This window comes from Streptomyces sp. NPDC047971, from assembly GCF_040653355.1.
Lineage (GTDB): Bacteria > Actinomycetota > Actinomycetes > Streptomycetales > Streptomycetaceae > Streptomyces.
The window spans coordinates 119748-145353 of sequence record NZ_JBEZNW010000010.1; the positions used below are offsets into that span (position 1 = coordinate 119748).

Consider the following 25606-nt stretch of genomic DNA (forward strand, 5'->3'; position numbering starts at 1 on the left):
CCCGCTCACGGCGCCGCCGAAGCGAGATAGGGGCGGACCCGGGTCACGCCGGACGTGGACGCCGTGAAGCCGAGGAACGACCCCGGGCCCTCCAGGGTGACCACGAGGCCGGTGGCACCCGCGACACGGCGGAGTCCGACCGTCGCGTGGCGGGCGCCGGCATCCCAGCCCGCTATCCGGAGGCCCTCCACTCCCGTGAACTTCAGGTGGAACTCGACGGTGTTGTACGCCTTCTCGGCCCACGCGGCCGGTGGACGCGAGGGCAGGACGTTCGTGTCGAAGCCCAGCGTCACCGACGTCCCCCGCTCGTCGATCTGTACGTAGAACACCTCGCACGCACCGCCGTCGAGGCTCGGCGGCGTCGCGTAGAGGTCGGTGATCGCCTCGGCGGAGTCGACGAGTGCCGTCCAGTCAGAGTCGTCCATGGAAGGTCTTCTCCTCCGTGGCGGGGATGGTCTGGAAGCGCAGGGCGTCGATCCGTCGCGAGAACACATGACGATCGTCGTCGTCGTCGCCGTCTCCCGGGCCCGGAACGCGCTCACGTGCCCCACCAGGACGGAATCACTGCTGGTGAACCCGAGGCCCACCCCGGCCCCTGTCACCCGCACCCGCATTCTCCGCCGCCCGTCCTGGAGATCCACAGCGAGGGCGGCCCGGTGCACGGGCGGGTTCCACTCCGTCAGCGACAGCTCCTCCACCGCGAGGAACTGCAGGTGGCACTGGACCGTGTCCACCCCGTGCTCCTCCCATTCCGGTGGAACCGAGGCCGGGAACGAGGAGAGGTCCACCCGGAGCGTGATCGTCGGCCCCCGCCAGTCCACGTTCAGCGAGCGCAGCCGAAAGGTGTCCAAGGGCGGGTTCGCTCCGTAGAGGTCCTCAAGGACCTGGGCATTCACCGGAACCGGGATGGCGGACATCGGTGCAGACTCCTCCGTGTGGAACGGACCGCGCAACTCGACGGACGTGCCCGGCGCCCTGACGGTTTCAGGCGTTCGCGTCTTCGCGGACGCTCACGCCGACGCGGTCCGGAATCGCTCCAGCGAGGAGGTGAGGTCACGGGCCGCGCCGCTCTCGGCCGGGAGCCGTGAGAGGAGGTTCCGTTCCAGTTCCACGGCCGGCCGCAGGACCGCCTCGGCCAGCTCGCCGGGCCGGCAGCTCCCCACGGGGATCCCGTTCGCCGACACCGTCACCACTGCGTCGCCGTCACGCCGGAAGTCGAGCCGGAACGAGGAACCGGTGCCCACGAACGAGGCCGTCGTCATCTCCCGGGCGACGAGGGGCCGGACCGAGTCGAGGAGCACCGCCACGGACAGGTAGATCATCATTCCCTGATCGGGAACATGCCCCGCCGACCCCACCGCTCCGCGCTCTCCCTCGCACAGGACGTCACCGAGGTCGAACTCGTCGGCCTCACCCTGCTCGGGGCGCACGCTGAACGTCAGTGTGATCATGGGTCGTAGCTCCTTGAACGACGGGCCGGGCCCATTCTCTTCTCCTAGCGGTCAGGCGGCACGCTCGGTCCAGAGTTTCTACCCGCTGCTCTGAATGCGCTGGGCGAAGTCCGCCATGTAATCACGGTGTTCCACGTGGATCGCGGAGTCAGGAATGCTCTTCAGGGGTGAGAGATCGACACCGTCGAGCTTCCCGCAGCCGTCGAGATCGGTCAGTGCGTGCAGGAGTGCCTCCAAGGCCACCCGGGAGTCCGTGCACGGGGCGAGCATGGCGATCAAGTCGCCCACCACTCTGGCCTGGGATTCGGAGAGAAGATGCACGAAGTCCTGAACGCGGTCGCTCGCCTCCGTGCGCACCGATTCTTCAGGATTCAGAAGATCACGGAGGAATTCGATGTAATGGGCTGTTTCCATGCTTTCCGTCCTCCGGCTCATTCCGGGCACGCGATCATTTCCACGAGCAACGAACAAAGGATCGATACCGGCCAGGTCGGGAATCGCCGGGAGCCCGGCCGGAAACGGCCGTGGCCGCCGCTCCCCTGAGGGAGTGGCGGCCACGTGCGACTGTGCGGAGGAGGTCAGTCCTTCTTCGGCTCCTCCAGGCGCGGGAAGAGCACCGCGCCCTTCGTGACCGTCGTGCCCGCGGGGAGCTGTCCCCACGTGCCCGAGGACTGCACCGGCTGCGCGGCCAGGGCGCCCAGGGACGCCTCGGCGCCCAGCGAGTCCCAGAGCTTCTGCGAGGTCTCCGGCATGATCGGGTTGAGCAGGACGGCGACGGCGCGGAGGGACTCCGCGGCCGTGTACAGGATCGTCGCCAGACGGGCGCGGCCCGTCTCCGACTCGTCCTTCGCGACCTTCCACGGCTCCTGCTCCGTGATGTAGCCGTTGACCTGCTTCACGAAGTCGAAGATCGCCAGGATGCCGCCCTGGAAGTCCAGCTCCTCGCCGATCTTCTGGTCGGCGGTCGCGACGGCCTTCGCCAGGCCCTCGTGGACCGCCTTCTCCGCGTCGCCGTCGGCCGTCGCGGCCGGCAGCGCGCCGTCGAAGTACTTCCCGACCATCGCCGCCACGCGCGAGGCGAGGTTGCCGTAGTCGTTCGCCAGCTCGCTCGTGTAGCGGGCGGTGAAGTCCTCCCAGGAGAACGAGCCGTCCTGGCCGAACGCGATCGCGCGCAGGAAGTACCAGCGGTACGCGTCCACGCCGAAGTGCGACGTCAGGTCCTGCGGCTTGATGCCCGTCAGGTTCGACTTCGACATCTTCTCGCCGCCGACCATCAGCCAGCCGTTCGCGGCCACGCGGCCCGGCACCGGCAGGCCCTGGGCCATCAGCATCGCCGGCCAGATGATCGCGTGGAAGCGCAGGATGTCCTTGCCGATGAGGTGGACGTTGGCCGGGAAGGTCTCGTCGAACTTCTCCGGGTTCTCGTTGTAGCCGACCGCCGTCGCGTAGTTCAGCAGCGCGTCGATCCACACGTAGATCACGTGCTTGTCGTCCCACGGGACCGGCACGCCCCAGTCGAACGTCGAGCGCGAGATCGAGAGGTCCTCAAGGCCCTGCTTGACGAAGTTCAGCACCTCGTTGCGGGCCGACTCCGGCTGGACGAAGCCCGGGTTCGACTCGTAGAACTCGATCAGCTTCGGGCCGTACTCGCTCAGCTTGAAGAAGTAGTTCTCCTCCTTGAGGATCTCCACCGGCTTCTTGTGGACGGCGCACAGCTTCGTGCCGTCCTCCGCCTCGATGAGATCGCCCGGGAGCTTGTACTCCTCGCAGCCCACGCAGTACGGGCCTTCGTACCCGCCCTTGTAGATCTCGCCCTTGTCGTACAGGTCCTGCACGAACTCCTGCACACGGTCCGTGTGCCGCTTCTCCGTCGTGCGGATGAAGTCGTCGTTCGCGATGTTCAGGTGCTCCCAGAGGGGCTTCCACGCCTCCTCGACGAGCTTGTCGCACCATGCCTGGGGCGTGACGTTGTTCGCCTCGGCCGTGCGCATGATCTTCTGACCGTGCTCGTCCGTGCCGGTGAGGTACCACACCTTCTCGCCGCGCTGACGGTGCCAGCGCGTGAGCACGTCGCCTGCGACGGTCGTGTAGGCGTGGCCCAGGTGAGGAGCGTCGTTGACGTAGTAGATGGGGGTCGAGACGTAGTACGCCTTCGCCCCCTGCTTCTCGGATCCAGTGGCCGCCATGGTCGAAATCCTAACGGGCAGTTCAAGATCCACTCACATCGATAACCGAGGGGTGGGACGGGCCCGGGAGCGTGGAGACCTTTCCGAAACGTCGGCCCCCGTAGAAAGAGCCGTGACCGCCAGCATTGAGGAAGAGATCATGCGCGTACTCGTCGCCGAGGACGAGGAGGTCCTCGCCGAGCTCGTCGCCACCGGGCTGCGCCGGGCCGGCTTCGCCGTCGACACCGTCTACAGCGGCGACGCCGCCCTCGCCTACCTGGGCCTGCACGACTACGACGTCGTCGTCCTGGACCGTGACCTGCCCCGCGTCCATGGCGACGACGTCGCCCGCGCGCTCGTCGCCCGCTCGGCGCGGACCCGGATCCTGATGCTGACGGCGTCCGCCACGACGGAGGACCGGGTGGAAGGGCTCGACCTCGGCGCCGACGACTATCTCGGCAAGCCCTTCGAGTTCCCCGAGCTCGTCTCCCGCGTGCGCGCGCTGCGGCGGCGCAGCGCGCGTCCCGTACCGCCGCGGCTGGAGCGGGGCGGCGTGACCATGGACACCGTGCGGCGGGACGTGACGCGGGACGGCCGGGCCCTCGACCTCTCCCCCAAGGAGTTCGCCGTGCTCCAGATCCTGCTGGAGGCGGACGGCGCCACGGTCTCCGCCGAGGAGCTCCTGGAACGCGCCTGGGACGCGCACACCGACCCCTTCACGGGAGCGGTACGGGTCTGCATGAGCAAGCTGCGCGCGAAGCTCGGCGAGCCCGCGCTGATCCGGACGGTGCAGGGCGTGGGGTACGCGCTGTGAGCGCCGGTCTCCTCGGTGCGGGGTCGACCATCCGGACCCGGATCGCGCTCGTGTACGGGGGAGTGTTCGTCGTCCTCGGCGGCTGTCTGCTGGGGGTCGTCAACCTGCTGTCCCGGGCCGGTACGGAGGGTGAGGCGGAGGCGATCGCCGCGCGGGTACGGGTGGCGGCGCCGTTCGAGACGGTCACCGCGTACCGGCTGAGCGACGACGTCAGCCGCGCGGCGGGCGAGCAGTGGCTCATGTGGTCCTGCCTCGCCCTGGTCGTCATGGCCTTCGGCGCGGTCGTCGTCGGCTGGTGGACCGCCGGGCGGGTCCTGCGGCCCGTCCACGAGATGACCGCGCGGGCCAGGCAGCTCTCGGAGCGGAACCTGCACGAGAGGATCGCGGCCGGGGGGCCCGACGACGAGCTGAAGGAGCTCGGCGACACGATCGACGCGCTGCTGGGGCGGCTGGAGGCGGCGTTCGACAGCCAGCGGCGGTTCATCGCGAACGCCTCCCACGAGCTGCGGACCCCGCTCGCCACGCAGCGCACCGCGATCCAGATCGGTCTGGACGACTCCTCCGAGGTCAAGCAGATCCTGCTGGACAGCAACCGTCGCAGCGAACGCCTCATCGACGGGCTGCTCGTCCTGGCCCGGAGCGAGCGCGGGCTCGAGGCGCGGGAGGACGTGCCGCTGGCGGAGGTCGTCGCGGAGGAGTGCGAGGCGTACGGGGTGGACGGGGTGGACGGGGTGGACGCGGGGGCGTCCGGGAGGGGCGACGCGGCCGCCGCCGGGTGGGTCGGGGCTGCCGGCGTGGAGGTTTCCGTGGAGTGTGGGGCGGTGGCCTCCGCCGGCGGGGTCGTGCGGGGGAACCGGGTGCTGCTCGGGCAGCTCGTACGGAATCTCGTCGCGAACGCCGTCGCGTACAACGTGCCCGGCGGGTCGGTGGACGTGTCCGTCCGGGGAGGGGTGCTGACTGTCGGCAATACGGGGCCCGTGGTGGCGGCCGACGAGGTCGCGGCGCTCTTCGAGCCCTTCCGGCGGGGGGAGGGGCGCGACCGGATGGGGCCCGGGGCGGGGCTCGGCCTGTCGATCGTGCGGTCGATCGCGGCGGCGCACGGGGGGACGGTGGAGGCCGCGGCCCGGGGTCCGGAAAAGGGCGGGGGCCTGGTGGTGACGGTGACGTTGCCCGTCACGGTCACCACCAGGCCCTGAGGTGTCGCGCCCCGGCTAGATCCGCCAGTCGGCGAGCAGGCCGCCGTAGAACGCGGAGTGCGCGGTCTCGGACGGGGTCGCGCCGGCCAGGAAGTGGCCGGTGCGGGGGGCGGTGAGCTTACGGAGGTAGTCGAACGCCTTGTTGTCCTCCTCGCCCCAGGCCACGAACTGCCAGTGGATCGGGCGGTCGGCGGCCTGGGCGAGCGCCTGGGTGGCGGCGGTCTTCGACTCGGGGGCGCCGTCGGTCTGGAAGACGACGAACGCGGGTCGGGTCGGGTCGGCCTTCTCGTGGTGGGCGAGGACCTCTTCGACGGCGCGGTGGTAGTTCGTCCGGCCGAGGCGGCCGAGGCCCGCGTTGATCTCGTCGATGCGTCCTTCGAGGCCCTGCGGGCGCAGCTCGGCGGTGCCGTCGATGTCCGTCGAGAAGAAGACGGCGGTGACGGCGGCGTCCTCGTCGAGGTGGGCGGCGAGGGCGACGGTCTGCTCGGCGATGCGCTGCACGGAGCCGTCCTTGAAGTACCCGCGCATCGACCCGGACCGGTCGACGACGAGGTACACCGCCGCCCGCGCCCCGACGAGCCCCTGCTTCTTGAGCGCGGCCCCGGCTGCCTTGTACGCGTCGACCAGGTGGGGGGCGTCCGCCTTGACCCGGGCGAGGGTGGTGGCGGGCGCGTTCGCCTCGGGCGCCTCGGGCGCCTCTGCGGCAGGAGCCTCCACCGCCTCGGGAGCCTCCACCGCCTCGGGCCGGGCGTCCACGACGGCCTCCGGCTCGGGGGCGGTCTCGTCCGCGACGAGGACGAGCTCCGGCTCGGCGGTGGCGTCGTCGGCGCGCTCGGCGTCGGCGTCCGGCGCGGTCTCGGCGGCGGGAGCGGCATCCGAGGCGGCCGCGACGAGCGCGTCCTGAGCCTGCGGCTCGGTCGCCTCGGTCGCCTCGGTCGCCTCGGTGGTCGCGGTGGTCGCGGTGGTCGCGGTGGTCGCGGTGGGCTCGGTCGGCTCTGCCGCGTCCGACGCGGTGTCGTTCTGCGGCTCGGGCTCGGCGACGGCGGCTTCGACCTCGGCCTCGACCTCGGTGTGCGTCTCCGGCTCGCCTTCGGCCGCGTCCGTGGCCTCGGCCTTCTCCTCGGCCGCGTCCGTGGCGGGGGCCTCGGCCTCCGGCTCGGCGGCCGTCGCGGTCGCCTCGGGCTCCGCCTCGGTCGCCGCCTGGGGCTCCGGCGCGACAGTCTCCGGCTCCGCCTCGGCCGCGACAGTCTCCGGCTCCGCCTCGGGTTCCGGCGTCACCGCCTCGGCCTCAGGCGCCGGGGCAGCTGCGACGACCGCCTCAGCGTCAGCCTCCGTCTCGTCCTCGACAACCGTCTCGGCCTCGGCCTCCGGCTCGGGCTCCGCCGCAACCGCCGTCGGCTCGGCCTCAGTCGCCTCCGCCTCAGTCGCCTTCGCCTCGGCCGCAACCGCCTCAGCCGCCGTCGGCTCGGCCGCAACCGTCTCGGTCGCCTTCGCCTCGGCCGCAACCGCCTCCGTAGCCTGCGGCTCCGTAGCCTGCGGCTCCGCCGACCTCGCCCCCGGGACCTTCGGGTTGTCGAACGCCGCCGCCACGAGGTCGTCCGCCGCGCGCTGGGCCGCCGACTCCTTCGGGCGGGTCGCCGCCGGCGCCTCCGTCCGCTCACCGTCCGCCGGGGACGGCAGCGTCACCGACACCGCCTCGTCAGATGTCGCGCGGTCCGCCTGGGGCGGCACGGAGGTTGCCGGAGTTTCGTCGTGCCGGTCGGCACGGTCGCGTCCGAACACCTTGCGCAGCAAGCTCCGAATGCCCATGGGCGAGGCCTTTCGCATGAGTTGGGTGCGATGAATGTCCGTACTGGGAGGAATCATCCCTGGCCAGGGCGGACACGTAAGGTTAGCGGCCCCTGGTGTGTCGCCTTCGGCGCCCCATCGGGCACTCGTCGGACCGCCGAACCGGCCCGTGTGCGGGGCCCCGACCGGCCCCCGCACACGCGCCGGTTCGGCGCCCCGAGGGTCCGCCGGGTGCCCCGATCGGTCCGCCGACCAGCTCCCGAGCACCGCCGGGCCGGTCACCGTGTCGCCCCGGTGACCCTCGCGACCCCGAGCGGCTCCCCCGGGCGCCTCCGGCCGCGTCCACCCCCTCCCGCACCCCTTCACGCCCTTCCGTGCCCGCCCTCCCCGGGCCGTCTCCTTCCTCTTCCGTCCCTCCCGTCACCCCCCTCCCACCTCCAACCGCCCCCGGTTCCCCCGCATTCATCCGGCGTTCACTCCCACGCCGCCCCCGTGCAGATGTGCGCACATAACGTCACCGCGGACGCAATCCCGACACCATGTCGGGACCAAGGGGCGGCGCGGTACGCGCCGGAGGAGGACCAAGTGCGCAAACTGCTGCCGCTGCTGAGCACCAACCCGCACGGAGGCGGCCGTTCCGCCCTCACCTGCCGGTTCCGTTGTGGTGACGCCTGCTTCCACGAGGTGCCCAACACCAGCGACAACGAGTACGTCGGCGACGTCATAGCCAGTGCCTACTCCCGCCGTTCGATGCTGCGCACCGCCGCCGTCGTCACCGTCGCGGCCGCCGCCGGTGGCGCCGTCGTCGGTTCGGGAAGCGCCCCCGCCGTCGCCGCGCCGACCGCCGGGCAGGAGTACGGGCACAAGCCCGGCAAGCCCGCCGACGGCGCCCGCGGTCTGCGCTTCGCGCCCGTCGCGCCCAACACCGCCGACAAGGTCACGGTTCCCTCGGGCTACGAGCAGAACATCGTCATCCGCTGGGGCGAGCCGATCCTCCGCGGTGCCCCGGCCTTCGACGCCGACAAGCAGACCGCCAAGGCGCAGGCCGGCCAGTTCGGTTACAACAACGACTTCCTGAGCCTGCTCCCGCTCCGTGGCGAGCGGGGCCGCCAGGTCCTCGTCGCGAACCACGAGTACACCGACGAGATCCTCATGTTCCGGGGGTACGACGCCGCCAACCCGACCCGCGAGCAGGTCGAGATCGCCTGGGCCGCCCACGGTCTCTCCGTCGTCGTGGTCCAGGAGGAGCACCGCTCCGGCAAGCTCACTCCCGTCACCCGGCACCCGCTCAACCGTCGCCTCCACACCACCAGCGCGTTCGAGCTGACCGGCCCGGCCGCCGGTTCCCCGCTGCTGCGGACCTCCGCCGACCCGTCCGGCCGCAAGGTGCTCGGCACCCTCAACAACTGCGCCGGTGGCACCACCCCGTGGGGCACCACCCTCCACGGCGAGGAGAACTTCAACCAGTACTTCGCCAACGGCTCCAGCGCCACCGACAAGCGCTACGGCGTCGGCACCGGCGCCTCCGAGCGCAAGTGGGAGCGGTTCGACAAGCGCTTCGACCTCCAGCAGGAGCCGAACGAGGTCCACCGCCAGGGCTGGGTCGTCGAGCTCGACCCGTACGACCCCGACTCCACCCCGAAGAAGCGCACCGCGCTCGGCCGCTTCAAGCACGAGGCCGCGCAGCCCCGCCTCACCGAGGACGGCCGCCCGGTCGTCTACATGGGCGACGACGAGCGCTTCGACTACTTCTACAAGTTCGTCTCGTCGAAGCGGATGAAGAAGGGCGACTCCCGTGCCGCCCGCGAGCACAACCTCACCCTGCTCGACGAGGGCACCCTTTACGTCGCCAAGCTGACCGGCGACAGCCCGGCCGCCGAGATTGACGGCACCGGCAAGCTGCCCAACGACGGCGAGTTCGACGGCAGCGGCCAGTGGATCCCGCTCGCCACCGGCGACGTCTCCCACGTGCCCGGCATGACCGCCGACGAGGTGTACGTCTTCACCCGCCTCGCCGGTGACAAGGTCGGCGCCACGAAGATGGACCGCCCCGAGGACGTCGAGCCGTCCCCGCGCTCCGGTCGCGTCTACGTCGCCCTCACCAACAACTCCGACCGCGGCAAGACCGGCAAGGCCGGTGCGGACGAGGCCAACCCGCGCAACCTCAACAAGCACGGCCAGATCCTGGAGCTCGCCGAGCACTGGGACGACCCGTCCTCCGACGGCTTCGCCTGGCGGCTCTTCCTCGTGGCCGGCGACCCGAACGACCCGGCCACGTACTTCGCCGGCTTCCCCAAGGAGAAGGTCTCCCCCATCTCCTGCCCGGACAACGTCGCCTTCGACCCGCACGGCAACCTGTGGATCTCCACCGACGGCAACCAGCTCGGCTCGCACGACGGCCTCTTCGGCGTCGCCACGAAGGGCGAGCGCCGCGGTGAGCTCAAGCAGTTCCTGACCGTTCCGAAGGGCGCCGAGACCTGCGGCCCGATCATCCAGGACCGCCGCGTCGTCGTCGCGGTCCAGCACCCGGGCGAGATCGACGGCGCCTCCGTCGAGAACCCGAAGTCGGAGTGGCCCGACGGACCCGGCAGGATCGTCCGCCCGTCCGTCGTCGCCGTCTGGCGCAAGGACGGCCGCGACATCGGTATCTGAGGCGTCCGAGGCGTCTGAGGGCGTCCGTGCCGGTCGAGACGTGGTGTGAGGGGCGTGGCACCGCCCCTCACACCACCCCCAGGCCCTCCCTGAACCGGACGAACTGCTCCTCCGGGTCCCCGGTGTACGACCACGGCACCCATGACGCGCGTGGCCCGAGCATCCCGAGCACCTCTCGCGCCACCTCCACCTGGCCCGCGTAACAGGCCGCGTGCGCGAGGTAGTTGAGGTCCGGCACCTCCTCCGGGGCCACGGGTCGGCCCGGCTCCCGGCCGCCGATCCAGCGGGCGTGGGTGCGCCGCAGCTCCGTCACCGCGAGTTCGTGCTTCCAGTGCTGGTCGAACCCGCGCACGGGGCCCCGGCCGAGGGCCCCGTCCGCGATGTAGCGGTACTCCTCCACGCGTGCCACCTGGACCAGGATCGGCAGGGGCGAGCCCGGCGGCGCCACACCCGCCGCGTCCCGCGCGAAGTCGTACATCGCGCCGTGGGTGCCGTGCCACCGCGCCGACCAGTAGCGCAGCAGCTGCGCGTGTCCCTCCGTGTTGTGCGGGTCCCTCCGCCGCAACTCGTCGAACCACTGGCGCAGTTCGCGCCGCTGCACCCCGCCGTCGTAGAGCCGCGCCACCGACAGCAGCGACACCCACGGCATCGGGTCCGCGGGCGCCGCCTGCGCCGCGCCGAGGCAGGAGTCCACGGCCGCGTCGAGCCGCCCCCGGTCCACGCTGCTGCCGCGGCCGGCCGCGATGGCCGTGTCGAAGACCCGGACCACCTCGGTCGCGGCCCGCAGGACCGCCGCGTCCGGACTGTCCGGCTCGGCAGCCCGCCAAGCCTCGACCGTCGAGCTGCCCGCGGCGGCATGCGCCAGGAGCCGTAGCCGGTGGGTCCGACGGGGCCAGTCCTCGCCCGTCTCCCGCAGCAGGTCCCGTACGCCCTGCCAGCGGCCGATGACCATGTCGTGGCGTGCCTCGGTGAGTGCTCGGTCCCCGAAGTCCGGATCGAGGTCGGGCGTGAAGCGCGTCGAGCGGGACGAGCGCGCCGTGCGGGACGGTCGGCGGAGAGCGGCCATCGGGTCCTCCCTCGGAAGCCAGTGGTTCAGGAGCGGTCGTTCAGTGACCAGAAGGTGCGAAGCCGGTGGTGCGGTGGCCGTCTTTCGGTGGCCGGTGGTGCGGTGGCCGTCGTTCGGGGCCGGTGGTGCCGGGACTGTGGTGCCGGGACTGTGGTGCGGAGGCCGGTGGTTCGGTCGAGGTGTTCGGCGCCGGTGTCCGGGTCGCGGGTGTGGGGTGCCGGTGGTTCGGGTGCCGGTGGTTCTGGGGCCGGTTGTCGAAGGTCCGTCGTTCAGTAGCAGGTGGTTCGGTGGACGGTGGTTCCGTCACCAGTACGTGGGAGACGCGTGGTTCGGTCACCGGTCGTCGGTTCCGGCCGGGCGGTGCCGGGTCAGAAGTCCGTCGCCAGGCTCTCGTCCGCCCGTCGGGTCCGCGGTCTCGTCGGGCCGAACGGGTCCGCCGCCGCCAGCGCGCGCACCGCGTCGAGTCGGGCCGGGCGGTAGTACGCGCTCCCCTTCCGCCAGTACACGAGCATCGGGACGACCCCGGCGAGCAGTCCGCCGAGGCCGATCGAGAGTGCCGTCGTGGACAGTTCGCCCAGCGACTCCACGAACGCCCACAGCATGAACGCCGCGCCGAGGAGCGGCCAGGCGCCGCCGAGGAGGAAGTTGCGTACGGAGGTCAGCAGCATCCCCTTGTACGCGACGACCGCGGCGATTCCCGCGAGGCCGTAGTAGAAGGCGATCTGGAGGCCGATCGCGGAGACCGCGTCGCGGAGGATCGACCCGACGGAGCCGGCGGCGGCCGCCGCGCCGAACATCAGCAGGGCGGCCCCGCCGACGGCGGCGATCGCCACCCACGGGGTGTTCCAGCGGCGGTGCACGGTGCCGAGCGCGGCCGGCATCGTGCGGTCGCGGCCCATCGCGAACAGGGAGCGGGTCACCTGGATCAGGGTGGTCTCCAGGGTGGCGACCGTGGACAGCAGCACCGCGAGGATGAGGAGTTTGCCGCCGACGCCCGGCCAGATCTCCTCGCCGAGGACGGCCAGCACGTTCGCCCCGGCGGACTCGATCCGGCCCGCGCTGAGCAGCACGTTGACCGCGACGGTGAACGCCTCGAAGAGCAGGAAGACGACGCCGACTCCGACGAGTGCGGCGAGTCCGGCGGTGCGGCGGCTGTCGCGGGTCTCCTCGCTGAGGTTGCTGGTGACGTCCCAGCCCCAGTAGTAGAACGCGGCGATGAGGGCGCCCGAGGCGAAGCCGGCCGGGCCGTCGAAGTGCTCGAAGCCGAACCAGGACCAGTCGAAGGCGGTGGCGTGGCCGCGGTGCAGGACGGCGGCCAGGACGAAGACGACGAGGATCAGCATCTCGACGCCCGACATGAGGAGTTGGGCCCGGACGGTGAGCCGGGCGCCGCCCAGGACCACGAGCAGCATCATCACGAACCAGCCGGCGCCGACGGCGGCGGCCAGCGGGGTGTTGTCGGCGAGGTCCGGGTCGATCAGGGAGAGCGTCATGGCGCCGGCGGGCAGTGATCCGGCGACCATGAAGACGGTCGCGGAGACGACGAGGGCCCAGCCGGAGAGGAAGCCGAGGAAGGGGTGGAGGGTGCGTCCCACCCAGGAGTATCCGGCGCCCGCGTTGACGTCGATGCGGCCGAGGCGGGCGTAGGCGAGGACGATGCCCAGCATCGGTATCGCGCAGTAGAGCAGCGCCGCGGGTCCGGCGAGGCCGACCGCCCCGAAGAGCACGGCGGTGGTGGCGGCCAGCGAGTAGGCCGGGGCGCTGCCCGCGACGGCCATGACGATCGTGTCGAACGTCCCGAGGACATTGGGCTGGAGCCCTCTGCCGGTGGTGGTGCGCATGGCGGATGTCCTTGGGGGCACGTGGGGGTGGCGCAGGACGAGGTGACCGTGTCGCCGGGTCGTTCGTTCGCCGGAACGGGCACGGATCAAGGTGAATCGAGCGCATCGTAGTCGCACCCGTGGGTTCCGGTAACGGCGGTACGGAGGGTTCCGTTCAGTGACCGCCGGTAAGGGCATCCGTACGCCCCGCGGCGGGTGTTTAGTCCGTCTCGCGTCGGGGAGTGGCGATGGCCCGGGCCGCGCTCACCTCTTGGCGCAGCGGGGCGAGCACCCCCTCCTCGTCGCCGGTCAGCTCCGTCCTTACCTCCACCAGGACGGCGCTGCTGCGCAGTCCCTCGGCGAGCTCCCGCAGTTGATGTTCCACTTCCGCGACTTCCGCCGGATCGGGGGCGGGCGCGCCGTGGTTGACGCGGACCCGGGCGGCGGTCGTGGCGTCCACGATCCGTTCCACGGCGACGACCAGCGGCCACCAGGCGGAGGCGACGGTGCCGGTGGGCGGCGGTTCGGTGAGGGCGCGCTGGAATTCGGAGCGTACGGCGGACAGGTCGCGGTAGAGCCTGCGCCGGGCCCGGATCCTGGCGGCCTGGTCCGCCTGTTCGGGCGCGCAGAACGCGCGGTTCACATAGGCGGCGGAGTCGGCGACGGCGTCCGCGAGCCGGTCGCCGATCCGGCTGTGCCAGGACTCCGGCCAGAGCAGGTAGCCGGCGACCAGCGCGATCGCGCAGCCGACGAGGGAGTCCCACAGGCGGGGGAGCACGAGGTCGAAGCCCTGGTGGTTGAGGAGGTCGGAGAGCAGCAGGATGACGGGGGTGATCGCCGCGGTCTGGAAGGCGTATCCCTTGGCGGAGAAGGCGGGGATCAGGCCGCCGAGGACCAGCATGATCGGGACGTACCACCAGCCGCGCGGCACCTCGGCGAAGACGAGGGCGGCGGTGACGAGCCCGCCGGCGGTGCCGGCGGCGCGCAGGACGGCGCGGGAGAAGACGGAGCCGAAGTCCGGCTTCATGACGAAGGTGACGGTGAGGGCGACCCAGTAGGAGCGGGGTACGTCGACGAGCGAGACGAGGGACTGGGCGAGGCCGATGCAGAGGGCGAGCCGCAGCCCGTAGCGCCAGGACGCCTCGGAGAAGAGCACGGAGCGGGCCGTGCGGCGGATCCGTACGCGCAGGGCGGCGGGGCGGCCGAGCCGGTCGTCGACGTTGAAGGGGTTCGGTTCCGTTTCGTGGACGACGGTCGCCGCGTGGCGCAGGGCCTGGTCGACGGCCTTCTCGGACGGGCGTAGGGCCTCCGGGAGGTTCAGGGCGGGGGTGTCGCCGGTGCGGGGGCCGTCCTCGATCGCGTCGGCCAGCCCGCGCACGGCGGCCGGGATCTCGGCGGGCAGGGGCCGGTGGAACCGTCGTGCGGCGAAGTGGGCGGCCGGGGCGGCCTCGACCAGCGGGATCACCACGTTCAGCTGGGAGAGCAGCCGGACGAGGGCGGGGGCGCGGCCGTGGAAGCGGGCGCGGCGGGCGAGGACGAGGTCGTAGGACTGGTTGAGGGAGGCGGTGACGGCGTGGCGCTTCTCCTCGTACGTCTCCGAGCCGGCGGCTTCGAGGACGTCGGCGACGGCCCGGTAGGTGCCGGCCACCGCCGACCGCTCGGGGATGCCGCCGCGCAGCGGCCAGCCGAGGAGGGTCAGGAAGAGCACGACGATCCCGCCGAGGGTGAGCAGCAGGGGCGCTTTCCACCAGGGCTCGGGCATGGGCAGGCCGGCGCCGACGACGGCGTTGAGAAGGAGCAGCAGGCCGGACACGGAGGCGACGGCGCCGATGGAGGAGATCATCCCGGAGACGAGGGCGACGACGGTCAGGACGACGACGGCGAGCCAGCCCTGGTCGAAGACGAGGGTGCCGAGGGTGACGCCGAGCGCGCCGAAGAGCTGGGGGACGGCGATGTTGTAGAAGCGCATCCGGTACGCGTCGGCGGTGTCGCCGATGACGCCGGAGAGGGCGCCCATGGAGACGAGGGCGCCGTAGACGGGCTCGTCGATGGCGAACCCGACGGCGAGGGGCGCGGCGAGCGCGACGGACGCGCGGACGACGGCAGCCCAGGGGATGGGCGCGGGGGCCGGTCGAAGCCCGGCGGTGAGCCAGGGTGGTGGGGTGAGCCGGGGGGTGGGCGCCATGCGACCAACTTACGGCGCGGGGTGTTTCCTCCCGCGTTGCCCGGCATGCGTTCCGTCCGGTGGCGTGGCTGCCCGGGACCGGGGTGGTGACGTCAGCTGCGGTAGCTCTCCACCTCCGCCGCTGGGCGGAGTGCCGCCGTGTCCGGGTCCTCGCCGAATTCCGCCTTCGCCCGTCGCTGGCGCAGCAGGTCCCAGCACTGGTCCAGTCGCACCTCCAGCTCGGCGAGCCGGGTCCGCTCCTCGTCGAGCAGCCCGCCGACCCGCTGCCGCAGGGCCCGCTCCTCCTCGACGAGGGCACCGATGTTCGCCAGGATCTGCTCGTCGTCGTACATCTGGTCCATGTATTCCAGCGTGGCCGATCAGCGGCCCGCGTGCAGGTCGAGCTCGGCGAGCACGGCCCGGTGGTCCGACCCCGCGAGGTCGAGGAACCGCACTTCGCGTGCCCGGAAGTCGTCGCTGACCAGCACATGGTCGATCTGGACGTACGGCGGCAGCGGCCCCTGCCCCTCCTGTGGCCAGGTCGGGGTGCGGGCCGCGCCAGCGAGCCGGGCGGCGTCGTGGAGCCCGCCGGCGTCGAGGACGGAGCGGAAGGCGGCGTGGTCCTGTGAGGCGTTGAAGTCGCCCGCCAGGATCACCGGCCCGTCGTCGCGGTGCGCGGCGGCGAAGTCCTCCACCCGCCCCAGCTCCCGCTTCCACGCGTCGACCTGGCGGGGGATGGGCGGCAGCGGGTGCGCGAGCCGCAGCTGCACGGTGCGGCCGCCGATGCGCGCGGTGGCGCCCGGCATCCCCATCGCGGCGGGGATCGGGGGCTGCGCGGTCAGCGGGTACGCGCTGAGGATCACCGATCCCGTCGAGCCCCAGCCGTCCACGACCGCCCGGTGCGGCAGGTCCGGTCCGACGGCGGCGGTGAGGGTGCGCAGACAGAGGCGGTCGCACTCGGAGACGTACACGAGCCGGGGCCGTTCCCGGAGCACCGTCTCGGCCAGTGCCTCCGTTCCCTGGCCGAACTCGACGTTGGCGGTGAGTACGCGGAGTCGTTCGACGACGGGGCCGCGGGCGGTGGTGGTGTCCGGGCCGTACGGCAGGATGAACCAGCAGGTCACCGCGAGCACGAGGGCCGCCCAGCAGGCGAGCGGCCGTCGGCGCGCGAGCAGCGCGAGCACGAGTGCGACTCCGGCCGGGAGGGCCAGCCAGGGCAGGAACGACAGCAGTTGCGGTACGGGGGTGACCGCGTCGACGCCGAGGAGCCGGCATCCGGCCACCAGGCTCGGGACGGCGACCGACAGCCCCGCGGCCCAGGCGGCGAGGCGCCGTCCGGGCCGTACGGGGGGAGGCAGGGGCGGTGCGGCGGTGCGGACGGAGGTCACTCCCTCAGTGTCGCAGTGCCTGCTGGACCTCCGCCGTCGTCTCCCCCGAGAGGGTGCGATTGCTGCGCGCCGTACCGGTCTTGGACGCGCCCGGTCCGACCGCGTCGATGTTCACGACGACGGCGTCGAGCAGATTGCCGCCGTCGTCACGGAAGTTGACGAGGATCGTGTAGTCGGCGTTCTTGTCGGTCGGGTTGGTCGCGGTGAGTTCGACGGTGGTCCGGTCCCCGTCGGCCTTCGTCGGACCGGCCTTCACGTCGCCGGTGGCGTTCACCCCGTCCTTGACCTGGTTCATCTTCTCCTGGGCGGCGGAGGCGGCCGCCGCCGTGGCGGACGACACGACGTCCTGCGCCGCCTGCTGGCTCTCCTCGGTGCAGCCGGTCACGCCGGTCACGGCCAGGGCGAGGAGGGCGGCGGAGGCGGCGAGGCCGCGGGCGCGGATCACGCCGTGCCGCTCTTGTGGAAGGAGGTGTCGTCCGTGGCCAGCGCCCAGATCACGAAGATCGAGATGGCCATGGAGAACAGCGCCCACCAGGGGTGATAGGGCAGGAAGAGGAACTGTGCGATGACGTTCAGGGAGGCCAGGGTGATGCCGCCCATCCGTCCCCACTCGGATCCCTTGAGGATTCCGGCGCCCGCGAGGCCGACGAGGATGCCGAGAATGAGGTGGATCCAGCCCCAGCTGGTCAGGTCGAACTTGAAGACGTAGTCGCCGACGCGGGTGTAGACGTCGTCCTCGGCGATGGCGGCGATGCCCTGCAGGATGTCCAGGATGCCGATGACCACCATGAGGACGCCGGCGAACAAGGTGCCGCTGGAGGCCGCTGTGCCGCCGGGAGCGGCGCTCGGCGGGCGGGGTGCGGTGTTCTGGCTCATGGGCTCATCGTCCGGCGGTTGCCCGGGGAGCGATCGTTCAGTTGCTCCTTACGGGTGAACGGACGCCGGACTCACACGGTGTCGAGGAAGGCGGCGAGCGCCGCGTCGAACTCCTCGGGACGTTCGAGGTTCGGCAGGTGCGCGGCCCGTTCGACGATCACGAGCGTGGAGTGGGGAAGCAGCCGATGCATCGCTTCCGCGTCCGCGACGGGGGTGTACGTGTCGTCGCGTCCGACGACCACCAGAGCGGGTACGGAGACGGCGCGGAGCACGCTCGTGTAGTCGGGGCGCTCGGCGCGGCCGCGCAGGGCCGCCGCCGCGCCCTCGGGGTCGGTGGCGCACATCATCCGGTGGACGTGGGGCGCGGCATGGGTGTTGTACGGCGCGACCATGCGGTCGAGGACCTCGTCGGCGTACCCCCGCATGCCCTCGCGGACCAGCCGGTCGGCGAGGGCGCGGCGGCCGGCCTTTCCCTCGTCGGTCTCCGCCGTGGGGACGGTGTCGGCGAGGATGAGGCCGCGGACGCGGTCGGGGAAGAGGCGCTGGCACTCCATGACGATCTGGCCGCCCATGGAGAGCCCGCCGAGGACGAACTCCTCGATCCCGAGGTGGTCGAGGAGCGCGGCGATGTCCTCGGCGAAGGCGGAGAGCGGGGTGGTGCCGGGGACGACGCCGGTGGCTCCGTATCCGCGCAGGTCGGGGGCGATGACGCGGTGCGTGGCCGAGAGGCGGTCGATCTGGGGCTGCCACATGGTGCGGTCGAAGGGATGGCCGTGGACCAGGACGAGCGCGGGGCCGGTGCCCCGGTCCTCGTAGCCGATCGTGAGTCCGTTGATCTCTGCGGAGGGCATGGTCGGAGGCTAGGCGGCGGCTTCTGCTCGGTGCAATGAGATCGTTTGCTCTCGGTGCAATGAGGAGGGGGCCGGTGTGAGGGACGAGTACCGCAGGATCGCCGACCGGGTGGCGGAGCGGATCGCGGACGGGCGGCTGCGGCCGGGCGACCGCTTGCCGCCGCAGCGGGTCTTCGCGAGGCGGCAGCGGATCGCCGGCTCCACCGCGATCCGCGTGTACGGGGAGCTGGCGCGCCGTGGCCTGGTGGTCGGGGAGGTGGGCCGAGGCACCTTCGTCAGGGCGGCTCCGCCGCCACCCGGCGCGGCGCTCGCGCTGGCCGAGGCGAGCGGGCGGGCGCCGGTCGATCTCCAGCTCAACTATCCGGTGGCGGCGGGTCAGTCGGAGCTGATGGCGCGTGCGCTGACCGCTCTGGCGCGTACCGATGTCCTGGCCGGGGCGACGAGCCGTCCGGCCGCGGCCGCGGGGACGTCGGAGGCGAGGGCCGCGGCGGCGCGGGTCCTGGCGCGGGCGGGCTGGGAGCCGGACCCCGACCGGGTGCTGTTCGCGGGCAACGGCCGCCAGGCCATCGCGGCGGCGGTCTCCGCGCTGGTGCCCCCGGGTGGTGCGCTGGGTGTCGAGGCGTTGACGTATCCGCTGGTCAAGGCGGTGGCGGAGCGACTCGGTGTGCGGCTGGTCCCGATCGGGCTCGACGAGGAGGGGATGCGGCCCGAGGCGCTGGCGGCGGCGCACCGGGCGGGTCCGCTCTCGGCCGTGTACGTGCAGCCGACCCTGCACAATCCGCTGTCCCTGACGGCGGGTGCGGGACGGCGGGCCGAACTGGCGGCTGTTCTGCGGGAGTCGGGGCTCCTCGCGATCGAGGACACCACCTGGGCGTTCCTGGAGCCGGACGCCCCGGCGCCGCTCGCCGCCCACGCCCCGGAGCGGGTGGTGCTCGTGGACAGCCTGTCCAAGCGGCTCGCGCCCGGGCTGACCGTCGGCCATCTCGTGGTACCGGGCGACCGGGTGGAGGAGTTCGCGCGGGCCCTGCGCTCCGGCGCGTGGACGGCGGGCGGTCTCGCGCTCGCGGCGGCGACCCGGTGGACGGCGGACGGGACGGTGGCGGAGGTCGTCGCGGCGAAGCGCGCGGACGCGGCGGCCCGGCAGGCGGTGGTGCGACGCCATCTGGGGGCGTACGCGATCCGCACCGGGCCGCGGGCGTACTTCTGCTGGTGGGAGCTGCCCGCGCCCTGGCGGGCGGAGACGTTCGTGGCCGCGGCGGCGGAGCGGGGGATCGCGCTGACGCCGGGCCCGGACTTCGCGGTGAGCGGGCGCGGGGCGGGGCCGGGGGCGGCGTCCGAAGGGGGCGCCGGTGCGGGTGCCGGGGTGGGCTCGGGGGCGGCGGACGCGGTGCGGGTGGGGCTCGCCTCGCCGACGCTGTCGGTCCTGGACGACGCGATGGGACGGCTCGCCGCGCTTGCCTCAGAGATCCTGGACATCTAATATCCAGAACATGAGGATGAACGAGGGCGTCGAATGGGCGCTGCACAGCTGCCTCAATCTGGCCTGGATCGGGTCGGACCGGGCGGTGACGGCAGCGCGGCTCGCGGCGTACCACGAGCTGCCCGCCGCCTACCTCAACAAGCAGCTCCAGGCGCTCTCCCGGGCCGGGATCGTCAGCTCGGTCTCCGGCCCCAAGGGTGGCTTCCGGCTGGCGCGGCCGCTCGACCGGATCACCCTCATGGACGTCGTCACGGCGATCGAGGGCCCGGAGGAGGCGTTCCGCTGCTCCGAGATTCGGCAGCAGGGGCCCGGAGCCGGACCGGCCGGGAGCTATGCGGCCGAGTGTGCGATCGCCGGTGCCATGGGCGCGGCGGAGCTGGCCTGGAGGCGGGAGCTGGCGGCCCGCACCCTGGACGAGGTACGGGAGCGGGCGGAGCTTCAGGCGCCCACGGCCCCGGACCGCATCCGCCGCTGGTTCGCCAACGCCTGACCGGCTCCGCGACCGGGCGGAAGATCCGGATTCGACGCGCCCTCCCGGCCGGGAGGGCTTTTCAAGGGGGTTATTCTGGATGTCGAATATCCAGGTTGAGAGAGGCGGGGCCCGGGCCGCGGTCGCGGCGGTCACGCTCGGCATCTTCACCGTGATGACGGCGGAGCTGCTGCCGGTCGGCCTGCTCACCCCGGTCGCGGCCGAGCTGGGCGTGTCCGCCGGCACGGCGGGCCTGATGGTGACCGTTCCGGGCCTGGTGGCGGCCTTCTCCGCCCCGCTGATCGCGCTGCGGGCGGCCGGGGCCGACCGGCGCGCGGTCCTGGTCGCCCTGATGGCCCTCGTCGCCGTCGCGAACCTCGCCACCGCGGCGGCCGGACACTTCGCCGTCGTCCTCGGCGCCCGCGTCCTGCTCGGTGTCGCCATCGGCGGCTTCTGGGCCCTCGCCGGCGGCCTGGCACCCCGGATCGTCCCCGCCGCCGACACCGCACGGGCCACCGCCGTGATCTTCGGCGGCGTCTCGGCCGCCTCCGTCCTCGGCGTCCCGGCGGCCACCACGGCGGCGGAATGGACCGGCTGGCGCGGGGCGTTCGCCGGAGTGGGGGTGATGGCGGTGGTGGCGACGGGTGCTCTCCTGACGCTGCTGCCCCGGCTGCCGAGCACACCGCACGAGCCCGCGCCCCGTGGCGGGCTGGTGCCACTGCTGCGGCTGCCGCGCGACAACGCGCGCGTCCGCACCGGTCTGCTCCTCACCCTCCTCCTGGTGACCGGCCACTTCCTCGCCTACTCCTTCGTACGGCCCGTGCTCGCCGACCACGTCCACGTCTCCGAGGGACTCGTCGGGACGCTCCTCCTCGGGTACGGACTCGCGGGCGTGGCGGGCAACTTCCTGGCCGGCCCCGCCGCCGGCCGCTCCCCCCGCCGTACCCTCGCCGTCCTCGCCGCCGGGCTGACCGTCGCGCTCCTCGCGCTCGCCCTCACCGGTGGTACGACCCCGGCCGGTGCCGCGCTGCTGCTCCTGTGGGGGCTCGCCTACGGCGGGGTCTCCGTCGGGCTGCAGTCCTGGTTCATGGCGGCCGCACCCGAGGACGTGGAGACCGCGACCGGCCTCTACGTCAGCGTCTTCTGCCTCTCCCTCGCGCTCGGCGCCCTCCTCGGCGGGCTGCTCCTCGACGCGACCACACTCACCGCGGTGCTCGGCACGGGCGCCGCGCTCACCCTGGCCGCCTGCGCGGCGGCCGTACTCTCCGGAAGGAACCCCACCTCATGACCGGCACCGACCAGCGCACGATCACCAACCCGGCGACGCTCCACGACCCGTCCCCCTTCGGCTACAGCCACGCCGTCTCCGCCCCCGGCGAACTCGTCTTCATCGGCGGCCAGTACGCCTCCGACGCGACCGGCTCCCCCGTCCCCGGCGACTTCGCCGCCCAGGTCGAGCTGTCCTTCACCAACCTCCGGCTCGCGCTGGAGGGCGCCGGGCTCGGCTTCGAGCACGTCGTACGGCTCGGCTCGTACATCGTCGACCACGACCTGGCCAAGCTGGAGGTGCTGGGCAAGGCGCTGCACGGCGCCTTCGGCGACCGGCTGCCCGCCCAGACGCTCAGCGGGGTCGCGTCCCTTGCGCTGCCCGGGATGCTCTTCGAGATCGACGCGGTCGCGGTCCGGCCGGCGGGCTGATCCAGTTGCGGGGGCGGGGGCTTCGGGTGTGCCCTTGAGGATGGAGGGGGCGAGAGTGAAGGAGCTCGTGCCATGGCCGCACACGCAGCGGTGCCGACCCGACAGCCCCTGAGCACCCACGGCTGGGGCGTGCCCGTCACGCTGGGCTTCGCGTACGGCTTCTGGGCCGCCGCCATCCAGCGCTCGGGTGGCATCATCACCTGGAACCAGGTCGGGCTCGGACTGGCCTCCGGCATCCTGCTCGCCGTGGGCGTGTACGCGCTCAACCAGTGGGGCCACGTCCTGCCGGTCGAGCTGCGCGCGGCGGCCTGGGCGGTGCTCATGGGCTGCGCGGTCGGCTTCCTGTACAGCCTGTCCGACAACAGCGTGCTCTCCGCGTCGGGGCTCGGCCTCGTGGCGGCCGCCGTCACCGGAGTCGCCTCGTTCTACCTGTTCTACACACACGAGGACACCGCCGAGGACACACCCGCCCCGTCCCGGCCCCCGGCCCGGACCACCTCGTAGCCACCGACGGCCGCCGGCCGCCCCGGAGCCGTCCTCCGGCTCCGCGGCTGCCGGCCGTCCCGCGGTCGGCGGCCGGCCTCCGGCCCCGCCCGTCAGGGGCGGGCCGCCCTGGCCGCGATGCGCAGGACGTCCGCCCGCTCCGCCGGCGGCAGGGGCGCCCCCGCCCGTTCGCGCAGGGCCGCCGCCGTCTCCAGCAACCGGCCGGCGCGGTCCCCGCGGCCCGCCGCGGCCTCCGCTCCGGCCAGCCCCTCCAGGGCGAGCGCGCGGGCACGCGGGTCCCCGGTCGCGCGGGCCGCGGTCAGTGCCTGGAGGTGCCAGGCACGGGCCGTCTCCGCGTCGCCCCGGAGTTCGGCGACGAAGCCGAGTTCCACCAGGACGAGGTGGTTGCCCGCCTCCGACGACACCTCCCGGTACCAGTCCCGGATCCCGAGCAGCAGCCTCTCCGCCTCGTCGAGACGCCCCGCCCGCCGCGCCCCGAGCGCGAGCCCCATCTCCGCGTACACCTCACCGAACTTGTAGCCGTGCTCGGCCGCTCCCCGCCGGGCCCGCTCGTGCAGGTCCGCCGCCCGCTCCCAGTCGCCCGCGAGCAGCGCGAGCCGGCCGAGCCCCGAGAGCCGCGCGGAACGTTCCGCCCCGAGCCCCAGCTCCTCCGCGAGCCGCAGCCCGTCCTCGTGCAGCCGGGCCGCCTCCGCGTAGTCCCCGTCGATCTGGGCCAGCGCCGCGAGCGGGGACACCGACTGCGACTGCCCCCACGCGTCTCCCAGTGCGCGGAACAGCGCCCGCCCCTCCCGCCCGTGCCCGCGCTGCGCCGCCAGATCGCCCCGCAGCAGCGCGTGCGCCGCCCGCAGGGTGTGGACGGCCGCCCGGGCCCAGGGCCCGGCGTCCTCGCGTCCGTCGACACCGTCCAGGATCCGCTCGCTCTCCGCGAGATCGCCGGTGTTGAAGTGGCCGTACGCCACGAGCCAGCGGGCCCGCGCCCGCGCCTCCGGGTCGGCGATCGCGTCGTACGGCAGCCCCTCCGTGGCCGCCTTCTCTCCGCACAGCAGCGCGAAGCCCGCCTCCAGACACCGCACTTCGGCGCCGTCGCCCGCCCGCGCGAGCCGGCGGCGGCCCTCGCGCAGCCGGCCCGACAGCAGCCAGTACCAGGACAGCGCGGCCGCGAACCGATCCGGCACGCCGGCGGACGGCCACGCGTCGTAGGCCGCCCGCAGGTTCGCGCCCTCCGCGTCCATCCGTCGCAGCCACTCCCGCTGCCCCGCGCCCCGGAGCAGCGGCGCCGCGCGCTCGGCCAGGGCCAGGTAGTGGGCGCGGTGCCGGTCCCTCGTGGCGGCCTCGTCGGCCATCTCCCGCAGCCGCTCCGTCGCGTACGCCGCGATCGACTCCAGCATCCGGTACCGCTCGCCGTCGCGGACCACGAGCGAGCGGTCCACCAGCCGGCCGAGGAGGTCGACGACATCGAGACCGTCGCCGCCGCAGACCGCCTCGGCCGCGTCGAGGGTGCATCCGTCGCGGTGGACGGAGAGCCGCCGCAGCACGATCCTCTCGGGGGCGGAGAGCAGCTCCCAGCTCCAGTCGACGACCGCGCGCAGCGTCTGCTGGCGGGCCGGTACGCCGCGCCGGCCGGTCGTCAGGATCCGGAAGCGGTCGCCGAGCCGCGCCGCCAGCTCCCGCGTCCCCAGGGCCCGTACGCGCGTGGCGGCGAGTTCGAGGGCGAGCGGGATGCCGTCGAGACGGGCGCAGATCTCGGCGACGTCGGCGTGGGTGTCCCCGGTGAGGGCGAAGGCGGGGGAGGCGGCGGAGGCGCGCGCGGCGAAGAGACGCACGGCGTCGTCCGGCGGCAGGGGTTCGAGCGGGTACACGTGCTCACCGGGGATCCCGAGCGCCTCCCGGCTCGTGGCCAGGATCCGCAGTCCGGGAACGGCCCGCAGGAGTCCCCCGGCCACGGTCGCGACGGAGTCCACGACATGCTCGCAGTTGTCCAGGACGAGCAGCCCGGGCCGGTCGCGCAGCGCGGCGGCGAGGCGCTGTGTGCCGTCGCCGGGGCCGCCGAGGCGGGGCAGGGTCGCGGCCGCGTCGTCCCGGATCCCGAGCGCCCCGGCGACGGCCTCGGCGAGCGCGTCGACGTCGTCGTCGCACACTCCGGCGAGTTCGACGAACCACCCGTCCCCCGCCGCTTCCTGCGCGAGCCGCGTCTTCCCGACGCCGCCGGTCCCGGTGATCGTCACCAGCCGCGCGTCGGCGAGGAGCCGGTGGACCTCACGCGTCTCGGCGTGCCGTCCGACGAGGTCACTGAGGGAGGCGGGCGGCCCGCCGGACGGGCCGTGACCCTGTGGCGCGGCGGCGCGTGTCGGGGCGGGCCCGGGCTCGGTCGGGTGGGTGGGCGCGGGGCCACCGGAGCCGTGCGCCGTGTCCGGAGGTCCGTCGCGGCGGGGCTCGGCGGCCGTGGCGGCGGGCGCGCCGGCGGGCAGTTCCTGGCGGAGGATCGCGGTGTGCAGGGCGGCCAGTCCGGGGCCCGGGTCCGTGCCCAGTTCCTCGGCGAGGTGCGCGCGCAGGTTCTCGTACGAGGCGAGGGCCTCGGCCTGGCGGCCGGCGCCGTACAGCGCGCGGAGCCGGGCCGCGCGCAGGCGTTCGCGCAGCGGGTGAGCGGTCACGAGCGGAGCGAGTTCGGCGGCAAGGGCCGCGCACGCGCCGGGGTCCGCCGTCGTCAGCCGTGCCTCGGCGAGATCCTCAAGGGCGGCGAGCCGCTCCTCGGCCAGGCGCGCCGCCTCCTCCCGTACGAGGGGGTGGTCGGCGACGTCCGCGTACGCGTCCTCGCCCCGCCACAGCGCGAGGCCCTCGGCCAGCAGCCCGGCCCGCTCCCGGGCGTCAGGGACGACCCCGGCGCGGGCGACGAGCGCGCGGAACCGGGCCGCGTCCGACTCGTCCTCCGCCACGGCGAGGAGATAGCCGGGCGGCCGCAGCAGGACCCGCTCGCGGCCGAGGGCGCGGCGCAGCGCGGAGACCTTGACCTGCAGGGCGTTGGCGGCGCGCGCCGGCGGACGGTCGCCCCAGAGCGCGTCGACCAGCAGGTCCGTGGCGACGGGTCCTCCCCCGCGCGCCAGCAGGCAGCCGAGCAGGACGCGCACCTTCGCCTCGGGGACGGTCACGGGCCGCCCCGACGCGTCCCGTACGGACAGTGGACCGAGCACCCCGAACCGCATGGGCGAAACGGTAGCTCACCCCTG

Annotated in this window: 22 protein-coding genes; 8 read left to right on the plus strand and 14 right to left on the minus strand. The window is 73.3% G+C overall.

What is annotated here, in order from left to right; translation table 11 throughout:
* Positions 1-5: 5 nt before the first annotated feature.
* The 4 genes from AB0D99_RS12985 to metG form a co-directional block, all read right to left on the minus strand.
* Positions 6-917, minus strand: coding sequence for an Imm50 family immunity protein (locus AB0D99_RS12985; RefSeq protein WP_362359683.1), 912 nt, complete (start codon positions 915-917; stop codon positions 6-8).
* A gap of 93 nt (positions 918-1010) precedes the next feature.
* Positions 1011-1451 carry a hypothetical protein gene (locus AB0D99_RS12990; protein ID WP_362359685.1) on the minus strand — a complete coding sequence of 147 codons (441 nt, stop codon included), beginning with the start codon at positions 1449-1451 and terminating at the stop codon, positions 1011-1013.
* A gap of 78 nt (positions 1452-1529) precedes the next feature.
* Positions 1530-2009, minus strand: a complete 480-nt coding sequence (locus tag AB0D99_RS12995; protein ID WP_362359687.1) for a hypothetical protein — start codon at positions 2007-2009, stop codon at positions 1530-1532.
* A 20-nt stretch (positions 2010-2029) separates the two neighbouring features.
* Entirely contained in the window at positions 2030-3637 is a 1608-nt protein-coding gene (metG, locus tag AB0D99_RS13000; RefSeq protein ID WP_362359689.1) for a methionine--tRNA ligase, read from the minus strand.
* Positions 3638-3776: 139 nt separating this feature from the next.
* On the opposite strand from metG, the gene AB0D99_RS13005 reads away from it, so the two are divergent.
* Together AB0D99_RS13005 and AB0D99_RS13010 are read left to right on the plus strand one after the other, a co-directional pair.
* The gene (locus tag AB0D99_RS13005) at positions 3777-4430 is read left to right on the plus strand and encodes a response regulator transcription factor (protein ID WP_362359789.1); all 654 of its coding nucleotides are present in this window, start codon (positions 3777-3779) and stop codon (positions 4428-4430) included.
* Positions 4427-5626 (plus strand): ATP-binding protein, encoded by a 1200-nt coding sequence (locus tag AB0D99_RS13010; RefSeq protein WP_362359691.1) that lies wholly within the window; start codon positions 4427-4429, stop codon positions 5624-5626. The genes AB0D99_RS13005 and AB0D99_RS13010 overlap by 4 nt, the downstream gene beginning before the upstream one ends.
* Positions 5627-5641: 15 nt before the next feature.
* Here the strand turns inward: AB0D99_RS13010 and AB0D99_RS13015 are convergent, their stop codons facing one another.
* Complete coding sequence (locus AB0D99_RS13015) at positions 5642-7435, minus strand: VWA domain-containing protein (protein WP_362359693.1); 1794 nt, start codon at positions 7433-7435, stop codon at positions 5642-5644.
* 564 nt (positions 7436-7999) lie between these two features.
* Here AB0D99_RS13015 and AB0D99_RS13020 point away from each other — a divergent pair.
* Positions 8000-10066, plus strand: a complete 2067-nt coding sequence (locus AB0D99_RS13020) for a PhoX family protein (RefSeq protein ID WP_362359695.1) — start codon at positions 8000-8002, stop codon at positions 10064-10066.
* Between the two features lie 67 nt (positions 10067-10133).
* Here the strand turns inward: AB0D99_RS13020 and AB0D99_RS13025 are convergent, their stop codons facing one another.
* The 8 genes from AB0D99_RS13025 to AB0D99_RS13060 all read right to left on the minus strand — a co-directional run bounded on the left by AB0D99_RS13025 (position 10134) and on the right by AB0D99_RS13060 (position 18231).
* On the minus strand, positions 10134-11132 hold the full coding sequence (locus tag AB0D99_RS13025) for a hypothetical protein (protein WP_362359697.1): 999 nt from the start codon (positions 11130-11132) through the stop codon (positions 10134-10136).
* Positions 11133-11500: 368 nt separating this feature from the next.
* Positions 11501-12973, minus strand: a complete 1473-nt coding sequence (locus AB0D99_RS13030) for an APC family permease (protein ID WP_362359699.1) — start codon at positions 12971-12973, stop codon at positions 11501-11503.
* A gap of 199 nt (positions 12974-13172) precedes the next feature.
* Positions 13173-15137: an FUSC family protein gene (locus AB0D99_RS13035; RefSeq protein ID WP_362359701.1), complete on the minus strand. Its 1965-nt coding sequence runs from the start codon at positions 15135-15137 to the stop codon at positions 13173-13175.
* A 92-nt stretch (positions 15138-15229) separates the two neighbouring features.
* Positions 15230-15478 carry a DUF2630 family protein gene (locus AB0D99_RS13040; RefSeq protein ID WP_362359703.1) on the minus strand — a complete coding sequence of 83 codons (249 nt, stop codon included), beginning with the start codon at positions 15476-15478 and terminating at the stop codon, positions 15230-15232.
* Between the two features lie 18 nt (positions 15479-15496).
* Positions 15497-16504 (minus strand): endonuclease/exonuclease/phosphatase family protein, encoded by a 1008-nt coding sequence (locus AB0D99_RS13045; protein WP_362359706.1) that lies wholly within the window; start codon positions 16502-16504, stop codon positions 15497-15499.
* 4 nt (positions 16505-16508) lie between these two features.
* Complete coding sequence (locus AB0D99_RS13050; RefSeq protein ID WP_362359708.1) at positions 16509-16949, minus strand: hypothetical protein; 441 nt, start codon at positions 16947-16949, stop codon at positions 16509-16511.
* On the minus strand, positions 16946-17380 hold the full coding sequence (locus AB0D99_RS13055; protein ID WP_362359710.1) for a hypothetical protein: 435 nt from the start codon (positions 17378-17380) through the stop codon (positions 16946-16948). Before AB0D99_RS13055 ends, AB0D99_RS13050 begins: the two co-directional genes overlap by 4 nt.
* A gap of 71 nt (positions 17381-17451) precedes the next feature.
* A complete protein-coding gene (locus AB0D99_RS13060) occupies positions 17452-18231 on the minus strand; it encodes an alpha/beta fold hydrolase (RefSeq protein WP_362359712.1) in 780 nt (259 codons plus the stop codon).
* Between the two features lie 76 nt (positions 18232-18307).
* On the opposite strand from AB0D99_RS13060, the gene AB0D99_RS13065 reads away from it, so the two are divergent.
* From AB0D99_RS13065 to AB0D99_RS13085, 5 genes are all read left to right on the plus strand, one after another.
* Positions 18308-19711, plus strand: coding sequence for a PLP-dependent aminotransferase family protein (locus AB0D99_RS13065; RefSeq protein ID WP_362359714.1), 1404 nt, complete (start codon positions 18308-18310; stop codon positions 19709-19711).
* A 16-nt stretch (positions 19712-19727) separates the two neighbouring features.
* The gene (locus tag AB0D99_RS13070; protein ID WP_362359791.1) at positions 19728-20201 is read left to right on the plus strand and encodes an Rrf2 family transcriptional regulator; all 474 of its coding nucleotides are present in this window, start codon (positions 19728-19730) and stop codon (positions 20199-20201) included.
* Between the two features lie 79 nt (positions 20202-20280).
* Positions 20281-21468 carry an MFS transporter gene (locus AB0D99_RS13075; protein ID WP_362359716.1) on the plus strand — a complete coding sequence of 396 codons (1188 nt, stop codon included), beginning with the start codon at positions 20281-20283 and terminating at the stop codon, positions 21466-21468.
* The gene (locus AB0D99_RS13080) at positions 21465-21878 is read left to right on the plus strand and encodes a RidA family protein (RefSeq protein WP_362359719.1); all 414 of its coding nucleotides are present in this window, start codon (positions 21465-21467) and stop codon (positions 21876-21878) included. The genes AB0D99_RS13075 and AB0D99_RS13080 overlap by 4 nt, the downstream gene beginning before the upstream one ends.
* A 72-nt stretch (positions 21879-21950) precedes the next feature.
* Positions 21951-22382, plus strand: a complete 432-nt coding sequence (locus tag AB0D99_RS13085) for a hypothetical protein (protein WP_362359721.1) — start codon at positions 21951-21953, stop codon at positions 22380-22382.
* A gap of 92 nt (positions 22383-22474) precedes the next feature.
* Here AB0D99_RS13085 and AB0D99_RS13090 read toward each other — a convergent pair whose 3' ends face one another.
* Positions 22475-25582 carry a BTAD domain-containing putative transcriptional regulator gene (locus AB0D99_RS13090; protein ID WP_362359723.1) on the minus strand — a complete coding sequence of 1036 codons (3108 nt, stop codon included), beginning with the start codon at positions 25580-25582 and terminating at the stop codon, positions 22475-22477.
* Between the last annotated feature and the right edge of the window lie 24 nt (positions 25583-25606).

What these genes read in the sequence shown, in the direction of transcription:
- AB0D99_RS13060 (WP_362359712.1), bottom strand. Translation starts at nt 18,231, where the DNA reads ATGCCCTCCGCAGAGATCAACGGACTCACGATCGGCTACGAGGACCGG.
- AB0D99_RS13035 (WP_362359701.1), bottom strand. Translation starts at nt 15,137, where the DNA reads ATGGCGCCCACCCCCCGGCTCACCCCACCACCCTGGCTCACCGCCGGG.
- AB0D99_RS13005 (WP_362359789.1), top strand. Translation starts at nt 3,777, where the DNA reads ATGCGCGTACTCGTCGCCGAGGACGAGGAGGTCCTCGCCGAGCTCGTC.
- AB0D99_RS12990 (WP_362359685.1), bottom strand. Translation starts at nt 1,451, where the DNA reads ATGATCACACTGACGTTCAGCGTGCGCCCCGAGCAGGGTGAGGCCGAC.
- AB0D99_RS13075 (WP_362359716.1), top strand. Translation starts at nt 20,281, where the DNA reads ATGTCGAATATCCAGGTTGAGAGAGGCGGGGCCCGGGCCGCGGTCGCG.
- AB0D99_RS13040 (WP_362359703.1), bottom strand. Translation starts at nt 15,478, where the DNA reads ATGGACCAGATGTACGACGACGAGCAGATCCTGGCGAACATCGGTGCC.
- AB0D99_RS13080 (WP_362359719.1), top strand. Translation starts at nt 21,465, where the DNA reads ATGACCGGCACCGACCAGCGCACGATCACCAACCCGGCGACGCTCCAC.
- AB0D99_RS13025 (WP_362359697.1), bottom strand. Translation starts at nt 11,132, where the DNA reads ATGGCCGCTCTCCGCCGACCGTCCCGCACGGCGCGCTCGTCCCGCTCG.
- AB0D99_RS13055 (WP_362359710.1), bottom strand. Translation starts at nt 17,380, where the DNA reads ATGAGCCAGAACACCGCACCCCGCCCGCCGAGCGCCGCTCCCGGCGGC.
- metG (WP_362359689.1), bottom strand. Translation starts at nt 3,637, where the DNA reads ATGGCGGCCACTGGATCCGAGAAGCAGGGGGCGAAGGCGTACTACGTC.
- AB0D99_RS13030 (WP_362359699.1), bottom strand. Translation starts at nt 12,973, where the DNA reads ATGCGCACCACCACCGGCAGAGGGCTCCAGCCCAATGTCCTCGGGACG.
- AB0D99_RS12985 (WP_362359683.1), bottom strand. Translation starts at nt 917, where the DNA reads ATGTCCGCCATCCCGGTTCCGGTGAATGCCCAGGTCCTTGAGGACCTC.
- AB0D99_RS13015 (WP_362359693.1), bottom strand. Translation starts at nt 7,435, where the DNA reads ATGGGCATTCGGAGCTTGCTGCGCAAGGTGTTCGGACGCGACCGTGCC.
- AB0D99_RS13090 (WP_362359723.1), bottom strand. Translation starts at nt 25,582, where the DNA reads ATGCGGTTCGGGGTGCTCGGTCCACTGTCCGTACGGGACGCGTCGGGG.
- AB0D99_RS13070 (WP_362359791.1), top strand. Translation starts at nt 19,728, where the DNA reads ATGAACGAGGGCGTCGAATGGGCGCTGCACAGCTGCCTCAATCTGGCC.
- AB0D99_RS13085 (WP_362359721.1), top strand. Translation starts at nt 21,951, where the DNA reads ATGGCCGCACACGCAGCGGTGCCGACCCGACAGCCCCTGAGCACCCAC.